Below are 21,179 nucleotides of genomic sequence, written 5' to 3'. Positions count from 1 at the left end.
TCATTCGGCAAAAGACTTAATTTAGCAATAATTTTCGGTCGCTGTCATGGCGGCAAATGCTGGGGAAAGGGCTCGAAACGTTCGCGATCAGCTTTAGGCAGGCACCATAAAGTACAGATTTACAGTGATATTGCTGATGCAGGCGACCACATGACGATCCGGGAACGCAGCGTATCTGTCGAAGCCGGTCGCGTACACGTGACGAGGGCGCATCGAATCGTAAGTCCTTCCACGGTCTCGCGAGGATCGCACGCGTGCTCAGCGTCCGGCGGGCGGCGTATCGGCCGCGGTGACGTGGATCCGCTCGACGCGCAGGATCGGCTGTCGGTCGCCGTCGCCGGCGGGGTAGATTGCAAGCGCCATGTCGATCGTGGCGCCGCCGTCGGTAGTCGGCTGATGATCTCGTCCGCCAGCCGTCGACCGCGGCCGCGACCTGGCCAACGAAATCAGGGGCGGCGCCCGACTCGATCACCGCGGACGTCACCGGCATCAGCAGGATGGGCACCACGGTTCGCGGCATCCCCGCGCCCGGGACGAGGCTGTATGCATAGGTCATCGTCGCGGCCGCCTCGACCGGCACCGTCCCGGTCACGCCGCTCGCGAGCCCGGCGGACACCGCTTCGAGATTGGCCTGGTAGCTCGATCCCACCGGCAGGAGCCCGTCCATGTCGAGGCTGGCAAAGCTGAGATCGGGCGCGAGCGGGCTTGCAAACCGCACGACGGGGGTCCGGAAGACGAAGGCATCGCTGGTCGTGGCGGATGGCGCGCTGTCGGGCAGGAGATGCGCGTTGCGCAGGATCTGCAGGCTGGTCTGTCCGTTTCGATACCCGAAGATGCTGAGCCCGCGCATGACGATCGACCGCGTGCCGGCCGCGACGACCTGCTGGTACGTGACGGGGGTTGTCCCGGCCGTGTAGCCGAACCGGATGCTGTCCTGCCCCGCGACCGACGTGATCGTCGCGGTCCACGGATCGGGCCCGGTCCCCGCGACGTTCGCGACATCGACGACGGGCTCGATCTCGATGACGGGCACGGGCAGCGTGAGTCCCGCGCCCGGTGCCGTGATCGTCGTGCGATTTGCGTCGAGCGTTGCCGGGTAGCCGTTGATCGTGAGCCCGTTTATCGCGACCGCCGCGGGATCGGTCGGGTTTGCCGGGACCAGTTCGATCTCGAATGCCAGTTTCGTTTCGGGCGGCAGCGATGGCGGCGCATCGAACGCGACGACCGACCTGGCCCAGGCATCATGCGCCTGCGACACCGCCGTCAGCAGCGCGATGAACCATTGCACCGGGGTCGCCGCCGCGGGCGCGGCGCCGTCGTCCGCGATCGCGTCGAGCGCGGTGGTCATCGCCTGCAGGACGGCCGGATAGACCTCGACGAACTGGGCAAGCGCCGCCTGGAGCGTGCTTGCCGGATCGGCGTCGTCGGCCTGCACGTCGTCGTCAGGCGGAATGTTGAAATCGATCTCGGTCGCGATCGAGTCCTGCGCTGCACGATCATAGGCGAAGTCGACGCGGTAATCCCATTGCGCCAGTTCGTCGGGCGTGGTCGCCGCTGGATAGGTGGCGTTGCCCGACTGGGCCTGCATCGTCGGCGGCTGCGGCAGCGCGCGCAGCACGACGGGAACGTCGATCGCCTGTGCGGTGCCGGTGCTGTCCGGATTGAAGGTGCGCGGGGCGAACGGCGTGACAAAGGCGATCCAGTCGCTGTCCGTATAGCCGGCAATGCCCGGGACGCTTCGGATCGCGTGCTCGACATGCGTGATGGCCCATTCGAATTCGAGCGACAAATAGGCGGCGCTGCTCGTCGCGACATTGCGTGAATCCACCAGGAACCCCAGCCGCGCCGGGCTTGTGGGGTCGAGCGGCAGCCGCGTCGTGGACAGCGCGAAGGTCGCATTGGCGCCCGCGACGGCGGTCTCCGCCAGTGTCGCGCGTGGCTTGCCGTACAGCGTCACGGCTCCGCCAGACACGGCATCGGCCTGGAAGACGGTGATCGCGGTGGTCGAAAACGCCGGCCCGAGACGGTCGAGCAACGCCTGGCGCAGCGTCTCGCATGCGGTTTGCCGGCTGGCGGGGTCGGGCGTCGGCCAGGGACTGTCGGCGCCCGGGGATGCGAAGATCGGCTGGACCGACGCGGCGATCGAGCCCGCCAGCGCGGCCTTGATCAGGAGCAGCTGTGCGAGCGCGCCATCGGTGAGGGGATCGGCGATCCCCCGGCTCCTGTCGAACAGATAGAGCGCGGCCGCGAGGTCGGGTGCGAGCGCGGCGTCGATGGCGTCGAGCACGAGCTGGAACCAGACGTTCGGATCGATCCCGGTAAAGCTCCGCGTCACCGGCGACTGGGCGGGCGGGAAATTCTGCGTGCCGTCATAGGCGGGGTAAAGCGCGAAATCGTCGCTGACCAGATGCGTCGCCAGCGGCAACGGCGCGTAATAGAGCGGCAGATCGGCGAGCGTGAACCCCAGCCCGCTCGGCGTGGCGGAAAGCGGCGCATCGGCCATGCGAACCGCCCACAGGCTCTGCGTACGCCGGTCGCCGACGTCCGCCGCCGCACCGCTGGCGGGGGAGGTGCCGACCCTGAGCGACCAGCCGTCTGCGGGTGCGACGAACATCGCCTCGAACTGCGCGGCGAACTGCGAATAGCCGCTTCCGGCATCGGCATCGCCGTCGGGCATGGGCAGGATGTCGATCGACGCCCGCTCGCCGTCCGCCAGACCCGCCAGCGCGGAATCGACGAGCAGTCCCTGGCGGCAGAGCGTCAGTGACATCGTCAGCGGCAGGATATTGCCCGGCGCCACCGCATCGACGCTGACCGGGATCGACAGGCACGCAGCCAGGGGCGGGGTGCCGGCCTGGCCAGCCTGCACGGCTGCAAGATAGGCGAGTATCTGGTCGACGAAATCGCGAAAAATCTGCGCTTGTACGTCGCCGAGCGCCAGATCGGGCACCGCCAGCAGATCCGTATGCAGCGCGAACCCGACCGCCTCGCCGCTCGCCCAGGGCGAGGTGTTCGTGCCGTAATCCTGGTTCAACTGATACCAGACTTTTGTGTAGCACAGGGTGTCGCGCACGGCCGCGGCCTGTCCGCTGGCGGGATCCAGATAGGCCGCGGTCGAGAACGACAGCGTGATCGCGAGTTCGCCGGCGGCATAGGCATAATGAAGCGCGAAATTGGGCCATGACGCGGGGCCGATCAGCGTGTCGCGGTAGAGCAGGGGTACGATCTGCCCGTTGACCGCACCGCTGTACTGGGGCGACGGTGCCGCGAACTGGTCGATCAGCCGGTTGCCGAACAGGTCGCGCCAGCCCAGCTCGAGCTGCGCGAGCGTGCCGACGCCGCGATAGGGGCTGTCTGCACCGAGCGGCTGCCCCGCACCGCCGCCCGTCGGCGCGACATTGGTCTGCGCGCTGGAGAGCAGCCCGAATGTCTGGCGATAGCAGCGCGGCGCGGTATCGGCCGCGGCGACGAGCAGCGCACGCCGCAGGACGGGGTCGGCCATGGCGCGCCGCTGTTCCGCCGCCCGCCGCGTCGCTGTCGCATCCATCGGGTCGTTCAACGGCTGCGGACCGATCGGCGCGCCGCGACTGGCGGTAAAATAGCGATTCCCGACAAGCCCCGTCCCGAGCAATGTGAAAAGCTGCGCGAGCGTCGCTCCGGGTGAAATGTCGGTGGGATCGGGTGCCGGCCGGGTCAGTTCGAAGGTGACGTTGCCCGATGAATCGCCCGGGCGCACGTCGAGCGCCTGCGGATCGATCGTCAGCGTCGCGCCGCCCGTGCCCGGCGAGGTGAGCATCGCGGCGTCCGCCACCCCCGTCGCGAGGTCATCGACGCTGATGCCATAGCGCCCGGCGAGCGAGGCCAGCGTGTCGCCCGCCACGGTCCCATAGGGGATGGGCGGAAGGTACAGCGCGGTGCCCGCGGTGGCGCCAATTCCTGGATTGGCTGCGGATATCTGCGTGCCGGTGAGCGGGGGATAGGACGCCGCGATTGCATCCCACGCGTCCGCCGCGCCGGCGTCGGCGGGGGTCACGAGATGCGTGACGCCACCGATCTGCACCGCGACCCCGGGCAGGAGCGGGAACGTCGCGTTGAGCTCGGCGATCCGACCAACGCTGAGGCCATAAAGCGCCGCCATCTGCGCCAGCGAGGCGTCGGCGACAGGCTGTGCCGGGGTCGCCGCGCTGCGCGACTCGAGCGCGACCTGTACGCCCACCCCGGCTGCCGGATCGTCGGTCAGCACCGCGTTGACGAACGCGGTCAGCCGGTCCTGGACAAGCGCGCCGCCGCGAGGATAGCAGAACAGCAGCACGAGATCCGCCTTGCCCGTCGCGTCGAACGCCGAGGCCGGCAGCCGATCCCAAGTCAGGAAATACCCGCCCGACCGCACCGTCGAGAGTTCCCACAGCAATTGCGCGACCTGATCCGGGGGATTGGCGATGTTGCCGATTGGCGGGGCGGGGGCGGGCGGATCGGCGTCGCGCGCTGCTGTCGCCGGCGCCGGGTTCGCCTGCGTCGACAGCGTCGTGCGGCTAAAGAACGCCGGGGCGGCGGGATCTTCGGGTGCAAGCAGTTGCGCATCCTTGCCGCTGCCCTGCGCGTACGCCAGGTACAATCCCGATATCAGCGCATCGGTGCCGGCGTGGCTGTCGTTCAGCCCCAGTGCCGAGACGAGCTGTTCGAGCAGCGACGCCTGCGTCGCGTCCGGCGCCATGACCTCATAGGTGAAGCCGCGTGTCTTCGCGAACGCCGCGCCGGCGGTGGCCGGTGGCAATCGCCGAACGCTGAACCCGATCCGCGTCGCCCAGCAATATTGGGAGAGCACGGTCTGGACCGGCGCCTTGCTGATCCGATCGACGGTCAGCGCCTCGGGGTCGAGCGCCTCGCAATAGGACAGCTGCGCCGCGTAGGGGACACCCGCGGCGTTCAGCCGCCGCGCGCGCGCCGCCGCGTCGGCCAGCAGCGTCTGCGGCACCCTCCACAGCATCGGCAACAGCGATCGTTCGGGCTGCAGCGGCTCGGTCGGAGGGATCGTGAGCAGCCCGATCGCCGTCGGATCGGCGGCGACGAAGCCGACGCCCGTGCTGAGCGGCCAGGTCCGCGGCGCCCGCGCGACCGCCGGCAGGATACGGAAATCGGTCGGCGGATCGAACGCCCCGGCCTGCGCACAGGCGAGCACCGGACCGAGCTGAGCCAGCGGATCGACGAGGTCGACGACGCTGCCCGCTGCCGTATCGAAGGAGACGAACGTCAGATGTCCGGGGAGGCTCGAGACGGTCAGGCTGTACTCGCCCGCGGCGGGCACCGGGTCCGCCGCCGCTGCCGGGAATTGCTGGCCGGTCAGCTGATAAAGGCCATATTCGCCTTGCGGGCTGGTGTTCGCGGTGAACGCCGCCGACAGCGATAGCGCGCCCTGCGCGGTCGTGACGGGCAAGCGCACGCCCGCGGTCATGAAACGTGTGACGATGCCGGCAATGGTGGCGAGCTGGTCGTCGTCGCAGATCGCTGTCCACAGCGCATCGCTGCTTGCCTGCGTGACGTTGTCGAGCGGGATGCTGGGCGTCGTCGCGGCATCGAACAGCGGGATGGTCTGGTTGGCCGGCACCGCGCCGATCGCCGAAACGGTCGTGCCATAGCGCGCCGCGATCGCCGCGAGCGTATCGCCGGCCGCCACCGCAAGGCTCAGTCCGGCATCGAGCGGATCGCGCCGCACGTGCAGCTGCTGCCCCGCGATCAGCGCCGGCATCGTGCCGATCGCGGTGGCGAGTTGCGCGGGCGTCCAGGCGGTGGCGGGCTCGATCCGACCCAGCGCGTTCAGCAATTCGGCAAAGCTGATCGCGGGCGGCGTGACAAAGGACCCGCCGTTCACCGGGATGGCAATTCCGCTCGACAGCACGCGCGCGTCGGGATTGCCGGCGATCAGGTCGGCGGCCTCGATCGCGAAACGCTGCGCGATCGTCGCGAGGCTGTCGCCGTTGCGGATCGTGTACGCGGCGGCCGGAACGAGGAGGACGCCGGCGGCGAGCGGTGTCGCCGCATTCGGCAGGACGATATCGTCGACCGTGATGCCGAGCCCGTCGGCGGTACCGCTCGTCCTGCTCCAGTCGAGGATGGCCTCAAGCGTGTCGGCCGTCGCGAGCGCGAAGTCGAACCTGCGGAACGCGTTGCACGCCGCCTGCAACAGCTGCCGCCCCGTCAGCATCATCATGTCGACGAACAGCATCGCCGCCATCGATCTGGGTATCTCTGCCGCCGCCCGCGACGGCCGCGGCAGGATGACGCGTGACGGCGCCTGCGCGCCCGCGGTTTCGAGCTCGGCGGCAAGGCTTGCGAACAGCGCCGCGACGCCATCGCGGTAGCCCGGTGGAACGATGACGTAGCGGGAGAAATCGACGCTCTGCCCGGTCGTGCCGTTGAGGCTCGGCGTCGCGATCAATCCGTCGATCGGCGGCACCGGCACCGATCCGGGATCGAGCGCACGCTGGTTCGCCGCGGTCAGCGCGTGCAGAGTGATCGTGAACCCCGACAGAAAGCTCAGATAGTCGTCGAAATCGAGCGGCGGATCGGCAAGATCGGCAAGCCTGTCCATATAGGCCTGGAGGATGGCAGGCGTCAGGCGCGCCGCGTCGCCGCCGAGATGACCGACCAGCCAGGGCAGCAGGTTCGCGCACAGCGTCTCGAACGATGTCGCGCCGGCCGCCCGCACGCCCGACTGCGATGGCGCATCCATCATCAATACGACGACGAACGCGCCCGTTTGCGCGGCCGGGTCGGTGTCCCCCTCGGCCGCCACGACCGTGTAGGCGACGGTCGCATACAGATCGAGCACCGGCCCGACGTCGCCCGCGCTACGCAGGCGGGGCCGTGCCTCGCCGCGCGGGGTCGGCGTCGGCAGCATGATCAGCGTGCGATCCGCCGGTCCGGCGAGCCCCGCGCCGGGCGGCGGCAGCCAGGGCGCGGTGCCGTCGTCGACTTGGATCATGAAGCTGCAATGGACGTCGGTGTGAAACGACAGATCGAAGCTGATCGAGAACAGGCCGAGATCGATCCGCACCGTGAGCGCCACCGATACCGATACGCCTGCCGAAATCGTGATCGGCTGGAAGGACTCATACGCGATCGTCAGCGTGAGCGTGATGTTGATGCTGAGCGATGCCCGGACGATCGCAAAATCGACCGATCCATATAGCAGCCCGATCAGGCCGACGGTGCCGATCAGTTTGAAATAATAGTCGTGCTGGACGCTGTTTCCGGGCTGCGCGGGCGGCAGATAGGGGTGCCAGGACGCGATCACGCCCTCGATCATGGCGACGGCGGTGAGCGAGAAGCCCGCGCTGAGCGGTCCGGCGGTAAAGCTGTAGCCCAGCCCGAGCTGGAAACCGATCCCGAAGGCGATGACCGGGTCGAACGTACCGAGCGTGGTCGCCGGCGTGACGGTCGACGTGGCGCCGCTCAGCTTGCCGAAATATACCCCGCCGCCACCCGTCACGGGGAGCCCCGCGATGATCGCGGAGAACGCAAAGGACCGGCTGAAATCCATGTTCCGCGGAAAGCCGATGTCGATCATGAAATCGCCATTGGTGTAGATCTGCACGCCGATGTCCGGCAGCACCACCGAGACCGCACCGAAATCGAGCGTGCGGACAGAATCGGGGAAGTGCCAGTCGATCTGGTACAGCCCGACCCGGTCGGTCACTTTCTTGTAGAGTATGTCGACTGCCAGCCCGGCGAGCGCCTTCGCCTTGCCACCCGCCATCTCCAGATGCAGCCCGTAGAAATCGGAATCGTGGAATACGAACCCCAGGTCGACCGTCCAGCCGATATCTGTCTTGAGCATCTGCATGTGCGACGCGATCAGCCAGTCGCTCGACCGGGCGTATTGGACCACGGGCGGGGTCACGCCGGCCGGCACGACCGGGTTGGAATCACCATCGCTGCTTGTAATGGCGGCGAGCGCTCCGATCACCTGCGTGACGCTGGTGGCGTCGGTCATTCCGGTGACGCCGACGCGCTGTCCCATGATCAACAGGTCGATCGAGAGCAGATCGTTGCCGCGGCCGGCTATGCCGGGTAGATCCTGCACGTCCTGCCCCGCGGGGGCGGCGTCCGCGAGACCCGGGCCGCTCGCTTGCCGGCCGAAGAGTTTCAGCAGACGCGGATCGACACCCGGCAGATACAGCAACGGCGAGTCGCCCGCGAGCGACAGCGTTATCAGGGGGTTGCCGACCGCTTGGGGAACCCTTGCGACGGTGAGGCCGCTGATCGTGGCGAACCCCAGATCGATCGCGCTCGGCAGCGTGTAGGTCGCGGAAATCGCCGCCGGCGCGTCTTTGGCGAGCGCGAAGCCGATCTCGAGCCCGTCGAGCGCGACCTGATCGAGCAGGTCCCATGGCGACGAGAGCGTGACATAGGGTTCGTGGATCGTCCGCATCAGCGCGGTGATCGCCCCGCCGACGCTGATGCTCGGGAAGGCGAATATGAGTGTGTCGTCCCCCGCGGTGTACGTCGCGGTGGCGCCTTCCCAGCTGAGCCGCAGCATCGAGTTGGCATCGGCGAAGCTGTACGCGATGACGACGCTGGCGCCGAGCACGACGACCGTCGTGGTTGCCGTGCTCGTATAGCGTTCGCCCTCATCCCGACCCGCGTCGTAGAGCAGACTGACCTGCGCCTGGGCAGGCTTGGCGACGATATTGCCGAGCGTGAGCGTCCAGCTGAACGTGCCGGCGACGGTATAGGTCGTGGCGACGTTCGCGCCCTCGGGCGCGATCTGCGCGTCGATGGTCAGCGCGGAGACGAGGATATCACCCGGCAGAAACGGCGAAGGGCTGAGCGGTCCGAGAAACTGGTCGACCAGATCCGATAGCGCGACCGGTTCGACCAGGGTCGCCGACAGGGCCCAGACGCCGCCGCTTCGATGCTGCACCGTCACCGCCGCATCGACGGTTCCGATCGCGATACTGCCCGTGAACGATCCGTCGTAGATCGTCAGCGCGGGGCCGGCATTTCCCGCTCCCGTCTGCGCGGGGGGACTCGCCGCGAGGACGAAGGAGGCGTTTTCGACGGCGAGCAGCGGCGTGCCTGCGATCGTGAGGAGATCGAGGTCCGCCTGCAACTGGGCGGTAAGCGCATAGGTGCCTGCGCTCCGGCTATAGTCGAACACGACATCGGACAGCGCGATGTCGGTCCCCGATGGCAGGCTGATCTGGCCGGCGGAAAGGCCGTCGACCAATCCGCCGAGCGTGACGCTTCCCCGATACCTCGCGTGAAACGTCAGATCGGTGCTGATCGTGAAGCCGAAACTGCCGGGGAAGATCGCGGGGAGCAGCGCGGCGGTGGCGGTGAAGACCGCCGAGGAGGTCGGCGTCGTGCCCGGATCGTCGATCGTCCAGACGAGCGATACCGCGTCGAACGTCAGCGACAGCGCGTTGGTGCTGTCGTTCAGCGGGTTCCAGCCTATCGGCTGCGGCGTGCCGAGCGTCGCCACGATCGATGTGAGCGTCGCCGGATCGAGATGGGCCGTGAACACAAGGTCGATCAGATCGACGCTGGTCAGATAGGCCTGGAGCTCGGCCGGTACGTCCTGGAAATAATATCGGCCACCGACCAGCCCTGCGATGGCGCCCGGACTGAGCGGGGCCGCGCCCGCCGCCGCTTCGAGCACGAAGTCGACGCTCGTGGTGGTCGCCGGGGGATCGGGGGGGACGGTGGCGCTGAGCACGCAGGTGACCGGGGTCTCGCCCGTCGCCCCGACCATGGTGTCGATCGCCAGGTCGAGCGATGGCGCGGCCGCCGTGCCGGGATCGTCGGCGGCGGCCGATCCTCGCGGGTCTTGTGCGACAGCGCCGGCTGCCGGCAGGATGAGACGGATCCTCGGCGTGTCGACGGTCAGGAATCCGAAGAGTGTCAGCGGGGCGCTCGTGATGAGTGGCGCGGTCAATCGTCCCGCTGGAAGACAGACGGACGCGCCGTCGACCGCGGCGAAATCGAGCGCGCCGGCGAGTGGCAGGACGCCGCCGGGCAAGACCAGTCCCGCGATCAGCGCCGCGACCGGCCCCAGCGGTACCGGCGGGACCAGCTTCGCCGCCATGGTCTGGATCGCGCCCGCGTCGAGCGTATCGAACGTGAACGACACGTCGGAGACCTGCGCGCAGTCGAACGGCCAGCCGGTCGCGGCCGGCGTGAGGTCGGTCCAGGTCCAGCCGTCCGGGCTGATCTCGACCGTGATGCGCAAGACCGCCGCATGGTCGGGATCGAGCCCGAAAATGATCGTCGCACCCGGGACCGCGACGCCGATGAAGTCGAGCTGGACGCCCGTCACGCTGAAGCCGTCCGCGGTGACGGACGAGATCGCGTCGGCGGCGTAGCGCAGCACGAGCAGGCCGCCGCCGGCCGTCTGGAACGCCTTGGCGAGATCCGTGTCGATCCCGTCGGGGACGGTCGCACCGCCGGCCAGCGCCGTCGTGAGGGTCGCGCTGTCGAGCGTGAACTTGGGCGCGGCGGCGGCGAGCGACAGCGCCAGCGCGCCAAGCGGAACCTCAGACATCGGCGGTCACCCCAAACGCGCCGCACAGGGCGTCGACCCGGCTCATCGCACCACCTCGGACCGCGCCGCGATCGCCGCGACATCGCCGGCTGCCGCAATCGCCCCCGAGGCCGAATTGTAGGCGGCGTACCAGCCCAGGCTGCCGCCGCCGGGGTCGCCGAACAGGAAGAAGTGGATGGTGCCGTCGGGAATCTTCTTCACCCCGAGTAAGGTCACGCCGATATCGGCAAGCTTGATCGAGAACTGTCCCGCGACCGGCTGCAGCAGCGTGATCGGGCCGGTGGTGACGTCGATCACGCCCTGCAGGCTGAACATGCTTGCGCCCGGTGCCGCGCCGGGGAGGCTGATGCCGACGAACAGGGCGGGCGGGGTGCCCGCGATCGGCGACCATGCCACCAGCAGCTGCGAACTGAAGCCGGCGTCGGCAACCAACGTGCCCGGGCCGCCCATATTGACCTTGTAGACGATGCCGTACCAACCGCCGCTCAGCGCCGCCAGCGTCGGTCCCTCGGGGGCAACCGTCAGGAAGCCGTAGTCGAGCGGCGTCGCGCCGTCGGGCGCGGCAATGAAGCTCTGCAGCTGCAGCGCCATGCTCGAAAACAGGCTCGACGCGCGCGGCGTGCTCGCGCCGAGATCGAAGGCGATATTGGAGGGATCGAACGCGAACGCGCTCTGCGTCGGCGTTGCCAGCGGGCTGCGCATGGTGAGCTGAAGGTTGGAATAGGCCAGACCGGGACCCGGCGGCGCCTCGACCTGCGAGCCGAACGACAGGATGTCGTAGCCGATGCTGCGATCGCCCGTCGGCGTGCTGACCGGGGCGTCGAGCAGCGGGAAATCGAACGTGCCCCATAGCAGGAAGCGGCTGGTGATCGTCGGCACCGTGCCCGACGGCCAGATGTCGTCGGACACGCCGAGCGTGTCGAACTGCACGCGTGACAGCGTGATCGCGTTCAACGCGGGCGTGTCGATGGTAAACAGGACGGGCCGCGTCTGCCGGAAGACATAGGCGGTCTTGCCGTTCTGACTGACTGCGCTGCCGGCCAGCACGACGCCGTTCCCCTCGGACGCCTGCCATGCGTCGGGGAAGGTGGGATCGACCGGATTATACCCGGCATCCGGCGCCGCGCGGCGCGTCGCGGTCACCGGGGCACCGAACAGTTCGTTGATCGAGAGCTGGATCCGGCTCTCGAAACTGGTCATCCGCGCATTGACGAACAGCGCCTGCAGATTGAGGACGCGGAACCCGAATGCGTCGTCGGTATCGATCGCGAGCGGCGTGTCGGGGTCGTTCCCCGCCGCGATCGACGCGAGATAGAGCGGGTCCTGATAGTCGATCAGACCGAACAGGCTGGAGACGCCGTCGATCGTCAGCGCTGCGGTCGGCGGCGCGCCCGTGCCCGTATCGGGGGCAAGCGTCACACGGCTGAGCGTCGCGCCGAAATGATGCGCATAAAGCCGACTCGGATCGATCCCCGCGGCCAGCCCGGCAATCTGCGGGGGCAGCGCCGACGCTGGCGGAAGCGAGGCGCGCAGGGCGAGGAAACCCCGCCAATCCGCCTGCGTCGCGATCGCTGCGATATTGGCGTAAAGCGGGCTGGTCTTGCTGGAGGCGATCGCAGCCTCGAGATAGGTCACGAGCCAGGTCGACACGCTGGTATAGCCGAACGCGGGATCCATCCCTGACAGCAACGAGAACTCGAGCGGGTCGACCCAGGTGTTGGGGTTCCGCGCCCAGTCGATCAGCGGGCCATCGCAATATTTCAGCAGCAGGATATTGCTGTAGTCGATCGGCCGCACGCCCTCGCCGACCGCGACGTCGAATTGCCAGTCGCCGATGTCGAGCGTCTGCGAGAAGCTGGCGAGCGGCTCCGCGTTGACCGCGACCGCGAACAACTGGCTCGTCTGGAGCGCGTCCTGGAGCGTCGCGGTCGGGGCGGTGAAGCCCAGGGTGGTCAGCGAACCGCCGTCACGCGGCTGGTATTGCGCCAGCGTCACACCGAGCAGATCGGTGGCGCCTTCGGTCGCGGCAACCTGCGCGAGCAGTCCCTGGCGAGTGGTGGTCCAGCTGCCGGCGGGGGCGTCGCCAACGCCATCCGCGGTGAGCCGCCTTTCGCGCCGGAGCGCGCGCGCGGCGCGCGCCGCCGAGCTCGCGCCGCCGAGGATCGTCTTGCGCGTGGCCGACAGGATCTGGCTTTCAAGGGCCCCGACCGCGCTCGCGGTGCCGCCCGCAGCGCTCCATCCGGTCGGATCGGGGACATAGGCGGCATAGGGCGCGATCGGCACGGAATAGCCCGGCTGCTGCGGTACCGATGTCGCGGGCGGCGCCGATCCGAGCAGCGGCGTGCCGCCCGACCCCGTACCATCCGACCCCGTACCATCCGACCCCGCGCCACCCAACGGCGCGCCGCCATAATAGGCGCCGCCGTCCGGCTCGGCCTGATACAGCGGGGAGGGGCCGATTAGACCCGCCCAGGCGGTACGATAGGTGCCCGTCAACCGCTGTGCCGCGACCATGCCGTGGTCCAGATTGGTCATCGTCGCCGCCGGAAACGGGAAGGCTGGGGCATAGGCCGGTTGCGCCGTAAGGAAGCGGAGCCGCGATCCGGCGTCGGGCTGGTCCGGATCCCAGCCGGTGAAGTTGAACCGCTCCGATCCGAACAGCCCCGGCAGCAGCGTCTGTCCCGCACAGCCCGGCGTCATGCCTTCCGTCGCGAGCCCGTAATCGCCCGCCAGCGTCAGCGCGAACGCCCCGGCGTTCGGCGCGGGGGTGCCGGTCACGGCGTGTTGCGCCATGAACGCGAACCCGCCGCCGTGATCGGGCGGGCCATCAAAGGCGCCGACGCTTTCGCCACCAACCGGGGTCAGCGCGATGGCGCGTCCGTCCAGGGTGCGAAACCAGCTCGTCCACGCGGGCGCGACGCCGGTTAGCGCGAAACCGGTGCGCAACTGCCCCCCGTCGAGCGTGACCGGGCCCGTCGTCGGCAGCGCGAGGTTGAGCGGATCGAGCGGATCGAGCACGGTCGCGAGCGAGACCGACGCGGCTGGATCGACGGTTGCGGCATCGAGGACGGGAAAGCGCGCCGCGATATCGGTGCCCGCAGCATTGGCCCAGAACCCCACGCCCGGCTGCAGCGTGGGAAAGGTGGTCGAGGGCGTCATCCGCGTCGTCAGCACGAACGCGCCGGCACGCGGGCCGGTCAGCGGCAGGATCATGTCGACATCGTCGCCGGTGGGATTGGACTGCACGAGCAGCCCCGCATCGCCGGGAATGCCGCTCGGCGGATCGATGTAGGAATAGCCCGTCTTTCCCGAGAACGTGACCGCCTGGTTCGCGTCGCTCCAGCCGATCTGGCTGTTCTGCCCGACGGAAAAGGTGAAGCTGTTGTTCGGGCCGAGCCACAGGCTGAAATTTCCGACCGCCTGGATGCCCGAGAGGCTCCGGAGAAAGGTGATGGCGAAGCGGCCCGGTGCGTCGCCCGGCAGCGGGTTTGCCAGCGTCGGATCGGGCAGCCAGATCAGGCCGCGGGCCGCCGACTGGTCGATCTGCCGCAGAAATGCCCGGATGTTGGCCTGAAGCCCGTTCATGCCCGCGGTGCAGGGCATCGCAGATGCGAAGAAGTAGCTGCCCTGATAGCGGTTGAAGGCGTCCGAAAGCGTGATCGGCTGGTTGGCAGGGGGCTGGTCCTGAGCGCCAAGCGCATAGCCGACCCAGCCATAGGCAGCGTCGGATCCCTCTGCCTGGAGGGCATAGACGCCCGGTCCACAGGGGATGAAGACGGCCTGCGCCGGGGCCATCGTCACTGCACGCCGCTTGGTGCCGTCGCCGGCGGGACGCTGCGGTTGCCGGGTGGCGCGGGGGCGGGCGCGACGGGCCAGTTCGACAGGACGCCGCTCGCGTCGACGATCGTCGTGCCCGTCACGATCGTCAGATCCTGCGCGATGAGTTGCCCCTGGCTGAGCGCAGAGGGCAGGGTGATCGTGAAGCGCGCGCCCTTGCGGACGACGATCTCGCCCATCGCGACATCCTGCGTGAGCGTTACCGCACCCGCGCTTGTCACCGGCGTGCTCCAAATTCGCCGTGCGCCGTTGAACAGCGACAGTATGATCGCCTGGTCACCGCCGGTCTGCTGGATGACGTCGACCTCGACCGCAACGCTGGCGGTGAGGAGATGCCGGTCGCGCAGCACCGCGATCGCGACCGGCGTGCGCCATTGCACGAGGTCGCCGCGAAACGCGCGCGTCGGGCCCGACGCCGCGCGCCGCGCGGTCGCCGTGCATTTCGCGGGATCCGGGGATCCCGAAACCACGCCGTCGATATAGAGTGCGGAGACGTTCGGCGTGTCGTTGAGCCGCAGCATCATCGTCCCGGTCATGCTGCAACCGCCGGCACCTACGCTGAACGGTGCGACCGGGTTGCGATAGTCGATCATGATCCCGTTCATCGTCGCCTCCCCCAAGAACACGGTTACCGTGGCCCGCGCGACCGCCGGATCGAGAACGATCTCGAAAACGGCCGGCAGGATGTCGCGCCGGACGCGCGCGCCCGCATCGACCGGCGGCCCGGGGGGCACGCAGGTCGCGCAGCGTGCGATCGCGATATCCGGCGCTGCTCCCGCCGCTCCCGCTGCTCCCGCTGCTCCCACCGCTGCCGCCGCCGACAGCATGACGCCAAGGACGAGATGGAACACGATCCCGCCATGGCCTGGGCCGGACACGGCAACGTCGCATCGGGGGCGCTTCAGGCCCACGCCGGTCTTATGCGTCGGTTGCTTGCGTGCTGGTCTGGAACGTCGCGATCTGCTGGCCCGTGGTGGTCGATTCGCTCGCGCCATCGATAAGGGCGCCCGAGAAGCTGACGATGATGGTCGGCCCGACCAGTTGCAGCGAGACGGACGAGCCTGCCGTGAGTGTCGCCGAACCAAGTTTCTGATCGCTCGCACAGGCGACGCTCGGGCTATTCTGGCTGACCTGAACAGTCCACATGGGCTCCGCTCCGAGGAGAATCTGCACCTGCACCGTCGGGTTGGTGCCGGCTATGAAGAGTGCCGCAGAGGTGATGTTGAACGACAGATTGGCGAACTGCGGATTGGAAGATGGAAGGTTGGCGCCAGTTGCCAAGCTCACGAACTGCGTATCGGTGTCAGACGTCTTCATGCTGCCCTCCCAAATGACCGCGTGCGACGCACTGTCACGCGCAGATCCGTCAGATCCGACGACATGGTGGAGTTCGTCGAATGAGCGGCAAGGATAGCGCGTCGTAAAATCCGGAACATCAGAGTTGGCGCCATAACGGCGGTAAACCCCAAGACTTTCTGGAAGGCATCGGGTTCAATTGCCGAGCGGGCATTCGATGGCGATGATAAGGGAGGTATAATTCTCCGTCGACTTGGCCGATCGCAAATAATTTAGTTTCAAAACGGTGTATTCGACCGCCGCGCCGCTCGCGCGCTGTCGCAGGCCCCGGAAACCTGCAGACGCAACTATGCGCCTGCACCTACGCGGGGATGTGGGTCTGCGACGGGGCGAATGAAAGTGGAAAGCTGGTGCACCCGACTGGTCTCCGTTCAGACGGCGGCGATGCTGGCGACCGTCTCCGCCGAGGACCCGGCCGCTTTCCGGACCGGTAACGAGTCGCCTCTTGCCAAGGCCCTCGCTTTGCTGGGGCGGCGCGTGGACCTTAGTAACGCGAATTCACCGGGTGGTCAGAACCCAACCCTGCAAGGTTAAATATAGGAGAAACGCCGTTGGCGTGCGCAGGTTTGCGGCTCCACCAAGCCCCCGAGGCCCCGAACCCAACGGGTTCAGCATCCAGCGACCGCGGGCGAGCGTGCCGGCTTGCGCCGTCCCGTGCATCCTGGGGAGGATGCGTGGTTTCGGGCAGCGTCCGATGATAACGCGATTCGCGTGCAGCGAGGTCGGCTGGCAAATGCCGGCTATGCGAGCCCAATTAATTGCGGGATTGCGTCGCGAATAACAAAAACTAGAGATTGCCCAAATAGAGATCCCAAGTTTTTATATTGAAAAACAACGCTATTCTCCTCGTCGCAGCCAAATACTTGTCTGATATCTACAAGTATTCGTTTGCCGCCCGCGAACCGCTGACCCTAGACCAAGTATCATGGGGGAAAACGAAACACTTGAACGGTTCATCGCGCGCTGGGTATCGAACGAAGGCGGCGCCGAGCGGGCGAACTTTCCCCTCTTCCTGACCGAGCTCTGCAGCCTGCTCGACCTGCCCCAGCCGGAACCCGCCGCGGCGACCCGGCACCGCAACGATTACGTCTTCGAGCGTGCTGTGACGTTCCACGACGAGGCCGGGAAATCCGGCCATGGCCGGATCGATCTCTACAAGCGCGGCAGCTTCGTGCTCGAAGCAAAGCAGAGCCGCGAACTTGGCGGCGCCAAGGAGGTCACACTCCCCGAACAGACCGTCCTGCCGGGCTTCGCCGCGCCACAGGCGCGCGGCCGCCGCAGCGCGCAGCGGGGCTGGGACGTACTGATGCGCAACGCCCGCGAGCAGGCCGAACAATATGCGCGCGCGCTTCCCCCGACCATGGCTGGCCACCCTTCATCCTGGTCGTCGATGTCGGCCATGCGATCGAGGTTTTCGCCGATTTCTCCGGCCAGGGGAAAAACTACCGCCAGTTTCCCGATCGCGCCGGGTTCCGCATCTATCTGAGCGATCTGCGCGATGCCAAGATCCGCGATCGCCTCCGCGCGATCTGGCTCGATCCGCACAGTCTCGATCCCGCCAGACACGCCGCCGTCGTCACCCGCGACATCGCGAAGCGGCTCGCGCATGTCAGCAAGATGCTCGAGGAACGCGGCTATCAGCCCGAACCCGTCGCGCATTTCCTGATGCGCTGCCTGTTCACGATGTTCGCCGAGGATACCGGCCTGCTGCCAGAAGGTAGCTTCACCGAAATGTTGGGCGAGGCTCGCGACAATCCGGCAAGCTTCGCGCCGATGCTCGAAGGCTTGTGGCGTGACATGGACAAAGGCGCTCGGTTCTCGGAACTGCTCCGCAAGGAAATCCGGAAATTTAACGGCGGCCTGTTTGCCGATCGCACCGCCATCCCGCTCCACAAGGAGGAGATTGGCGAGCTGTACGAAGCGGCCAGGCACGTCTGGACCGAGGTCGAGCCCGCGATCTTCGGCACGCTGCTCGAACAGGCGCTCGATCCCGTCGAGCGCAAGCGTCTGGGCGCGCATTACACGCCGCGCGCCTATGTCGAGCGGCTCGTGATCGCGACGATCATCGAGCCGCTCCAGCGCGAATGGGAGACCGAAGTGCTCGGGACGGTCGAGCGCGAGCGCGGCGCCGATCCGCAGGGCGCGATCCGCGCGGTGCATGACTTCCACGAAAAGCTGGCGGGCACGAAGATCCTCGATCCCGCGTGCGGCACCGGCAATTTCCTCTATGTCGCGCTCGAACTGATGAAGCGGCTCGAAGGCGATGTGCTCGAAGTGCTCGCCGATCTCGGCGGGCAGGAGGCGCTCGCGCTCGAGACCGCGACCGTCCACCCGCGTAACTTTCTCGGGCTCGAGCTCAACCCGCGCGCCGCCGCGATTGCCGAGCTCGTGCTGTGGCTCGGCTATCTGCAATGGCAGATGCGCAACGGCGGACAGATCGCCGACCCGGTGCTCGAACGCCTCACCAACATCACCCCGATCGACGCGGTGCTCAGGCATGACGCGGGGCGGCTGCGCGACGACGGGACGTTCGACGAATTCCCCAACCCGCGCCGGCCCGACTGGCCGGAGGCGGATTACATCGTCGGCAACCCGCCCTTCATCGGCGGCAAGGACGTCCGCGCCCGGCTCGGCGACGGCTATGCGACCGCGTTGTGGAAGGCGCACCCGAAGATCAACAAGTCCGCCGATTTCGTGATGTACTGGTGGGACCGCGCCGCCGAACGGCTGACCGAGAAGGGCACGCGGCTCAAGCGCTTCGGCTTCGTCACCACCAATTCGATCACGATGGAATTCAGTCGCCGCGTGATGGCGGCGCGGATGGACGCGCGCCAGCCGATCAGCCTCCTGATGGCAGTTCCCGACCATGCATGGACTAAGGCAACACGGGACGCTGCTGCGGTGAGGATTGCGATGACGGTTGCCGAGGCCGGTACGCACGACGGCATCCTGTACAAAATTGTGAACGAAAGCGCCTTAGATACCGACGCCCCTCGCATCGAATTGCGCGGGTCGTTTGGGGCAATTCATGCTGACCTGACGATTGGTGCCAACCTGGGAAAAGCCCGACCCATGTTGGCAAACGAGTGGCTCTGCTCGCGCGGCGTCTCACTACACGGGGCCGGCTTCATTGTATCTCCACCTCAGGCAGCGTTCCTTGGCCTAGGCGTTAGAGACGGTCTGGATCGACACATTCGACCTTATCGCAACGGCAAGGATCTGATGGGTCGCTCCCGCAATCAGCTCGTTATAGATCTTTTTGGTTTGAGCGAAGCACAAGCACGTCGTCAATATCCAGAAGTTTACCAGCATCTTCTGGTTACGGTGAAGCCGGAACGTGATGTCAATAATAGGCCAAGCTATCGTGACAATTGGTGGGTATTTGGCGAGCCACGGAAAGAGCTTCGTCCTGCGTTGCTGGGGCTTAGTCGATACATTGCAACCGTGGAGACCTCAAAGCATCGTGTTTTTCAGTTCGTAGACTCCTCCGTCCTACCGGACAACAAACTTGTATGTCTCGCGGTGAGCGACGCGTCTCACCTAGGAGCTGTTCAATCGCGCGTCCACGCTAGTTGGTATCTAGCAAATGCGGGGATGATTGGCGTTTTCGATCAGCCTGCCGTCTATGTAAAAACGTCCAGCTTCGACCCGTTCCCCTTCCCCGACGCCACACCCGGGCAACGCACGATCATCGGCGATCTCGCCGAGGAACTCGACGCGACGCGGAAAGAGGTGCTCGCCGAACATACCGACCTGACGCTCACCGGCCTCTACAATCTGCGCGAGAAGCTGCGCCAGCACGGCCCCTTCACCGCGGTCGAGCAGGACCAGCGCCGCCGCGGCCGCGTCGACATCATTGCCGAGCTGCACGACCGGATCGATGCCGCGGTCGCCGACGCCTATGGCTGGCCGCGCGACCTGACCGACGACGCGATCGTCACCCGCCTCGTCGCACTCAACGCCGAGCGCCATGCCGAGGAGAAAGCCGGCAAGGTCCGCTGGCTGCGCCCCGACTATCAGCTGCGCCGTGCCGGCGTCACACTGCTCGCGCCAAAGGTGCAGGACCAGCAGATCGAGGCGCTGCTGCCCGTTGCCGCGACCAGGAAGCCCGCCTTCCCGCGCGACGCGATCGGCCAGACCGCGGCCGTCCTCGCCGATCTGCGCGGCGCGTCCGGCTTCACCAGCGCGGACATTGCGCGCCGGTACGCGCAAGGGATGAAAACCGAACCGCGCATCGCCGCAACGCTCGCCGCGCTGGTCAGGCTCGGCCATGTCGCGGTCGACGATGGCCGCTATACTCTGCGGCGTGCCGCATGATTCCTCTGGTTGCGCCGATAATCGGGTCATAGGAACGCGCAGCGTGACGGAGGAAGCATTATGGCGTTGAAACTCGCCCGAGCCGTGGCTGAATGCCTTCGACGCAGCCCAGGCCAGCGATACAGGGCGCGCGAGATCGCCGAATGGATCTTCGCGACATATCCCGGCGAGTGCCAGGCAAAACTGGAGCGCAGCGCGGCGCTCCACAACGAAGCGGATCTCTTGCAACAATTGGTTGCCGAGATTGGCAGCAACCGTCCTCAGATCACGAAATCAAACCCGCAGGTCAGAACCGTCGAAATTCGGCCCAGGCTGTTTTACTGGACCGACAGCACCGAGGACGAGGAGGCCACTACCGTCGAGGAATGTGGCGTCCATGTTGCGCCAGCAGCACCAGGCATCGCCGCAGAAACCACGAGCGAAGCCACGTCCGTCATTTACGAAGCGGATCTCTACTCAAAACTCGGAGATTTTCTCCAGACCGAGTCCAGGCTGTACGTCCCGAGGATCGACGAGAAGAGATCATCCAATAAGCGGGGACCGCAGGGCAACAGATGGCTTTATCCCGACATCGTCGCGATGGAGGACCTGTCCCAAGGCTGGACCAAGGAAATCCGCGATTGCGTTTCCGAGGTGGGCGCGCGCAAATTTCGGCTCTGGTCGCTCGAGGTGAAGCTCCTTCTGAATCGCTCGAACGTCAGAGAGGCATATTTTCAGGCGGTGTCGAACTCATCCTGGGCAAATTTCGCCTATCTGGCCGCGATGGAGATCGAAGGCGCCGATACCATCAAGGAGCTACGAATTCTCAGTTCGCTTCATGGTGTCGGCTTGATCCGGATCGACCCGGACAACCCATCCGAAAGCGAAGTGCTCATCCCAGCTCGAGAGAGGGCTGAGGTAGATTGGGCGAATTGCGACCGCTTGGCATCCGAAAATGCAGACTTTCAAGCCGTGATACGGCGCCTGTGGGAGTTTCACCGCACCGGCACTGCCAAATCGGGGAATGGCAGGTCTGACTGGCTGTAAGTTGGTTGACGCCGTTATCCCGTTTCGATGCTCAAGGTGCACCGAACTGCACCGTGAGAAAGCCGGCTCAAAAAGCACCACGCCATAGGGTCGTGAGCGG

Annotated in this window: 6 protein-coding genes and 1 pseudogene; 3 read left to right on the top strand and 4 right to left on the bottom strand. The window is 66.8% G+C overall.

What is annotated here, in order from left to right; genetic code table 11:
* Positions 1 to 16: 16 nt before the first annotated feature.
* The 4 genes from QP165_RS07495 to QP165_RS07480 are packed head-to-tail and all read right to left on the bottom strand — an operon-like array spanning position 17 to position 15,697.
* Complete coding sequence (locus tag QP165_RS07495) at positions 17 to 10,543, bottom strand: LysM domain-containing protein (protein WP_333994853.1); 10,527 nt, start codon at positions 10,541 to 10,543, stop codon at positions 17 to 19.
* Between the two features lie 42 nt (positions 10,544 to 10,585).
* The gene (locus tag QP165_RS07490) at positions 10,586 to 14,344 is read right to left on the bottom strand and encodes a hypothetical protein (RefSeq protein ID WP_333994850.1); all 3,759 of its coding nucleotides are present in this window, start codon (positions 14,342 to 14,344) and stop codon (positions 10,586 to 10,588) included.
* On the bottom strand, positions 14,341 to 15,258 hold the full coding sequence (locus QP165_RS07485; RefSeq protein WP_333994848.1) for a hypothetical protein: 918 nt from the start codon (positions 15,256 to 15,258) through the stop codon (positions 14,341 to 14,343). Before QP165_RS07485 ends, QP165_RS07490 begins: the two co-directional genes overlap by 4 nt.
* A gap of 40 nt (positions 15,259 to 15,298) precedes the next feature.
* Positions 15,299 to 15,697 carry a hypothetical protein gene (locus tag QP165_RS07480; protein ID WP_333994846.1) on the bottom strand — a complete coding sequence of 133 codons (399 nt, stop codon included), beginning with the start codon at positions 15,695 to 15,697 and terminating at the stop codon, positions 15,299 to 15,301.
* A gap of 964 nt (positions 15,698 to 16,661) precedes the next feature.
* Here QP165_RS07480 and QP165_RS07475 point away from each other — a divergent pair.
* From QP165_RS07475 to QP165_RS07460, 3 genes and pseudogenes are all read left to right on the top strand, one after another.
* Positions 16,662 to 17,308 (top strand): annotated as a pseudogene (locus QP165_RS07475) (type IIL restriction-modification enzyme MmeI); the annotation flags it as partial.
* 111 nt (positions 17,309 to 17,419) lie between these two features.
* A complete protein-coding gene (locus tag QP165_RS07465) occupies positions 17,420 to 20,053 on the top strand; it encodes a class I SAM-dependent DNA methyltransferase (protein WP_333994843.1) in 2,634 nt (877 codons plus the stop codon).
* A 60-nt stretch (positions 20,054 to 20,113) separates the two neighbouring features.
* Entirely contained in the window at positions 20,114 to 21,079 is a 966-nt protein-coding gene (locus QP165_RS07460; RefSeq protein ID WP_333994841.1) for a COG2958 family protein, read from the top strand.
* Positions 21,080 to 21,179 lie beyond the last annotated feature (100 nt).

The organism is Sphingomonas sp. 22R3R2A-7, assembly GCF_036856055.1.
Taxonomy (GTDB): domain Bacteria; phylum Pseudomonadota; class Alphaproteobacteria; order Sphingomonadales; family Sphingomonadaceae; genus Sphingomonas.
This window is presented reverse-complemented; position numbering and strand designations above follow the sequence as displayed.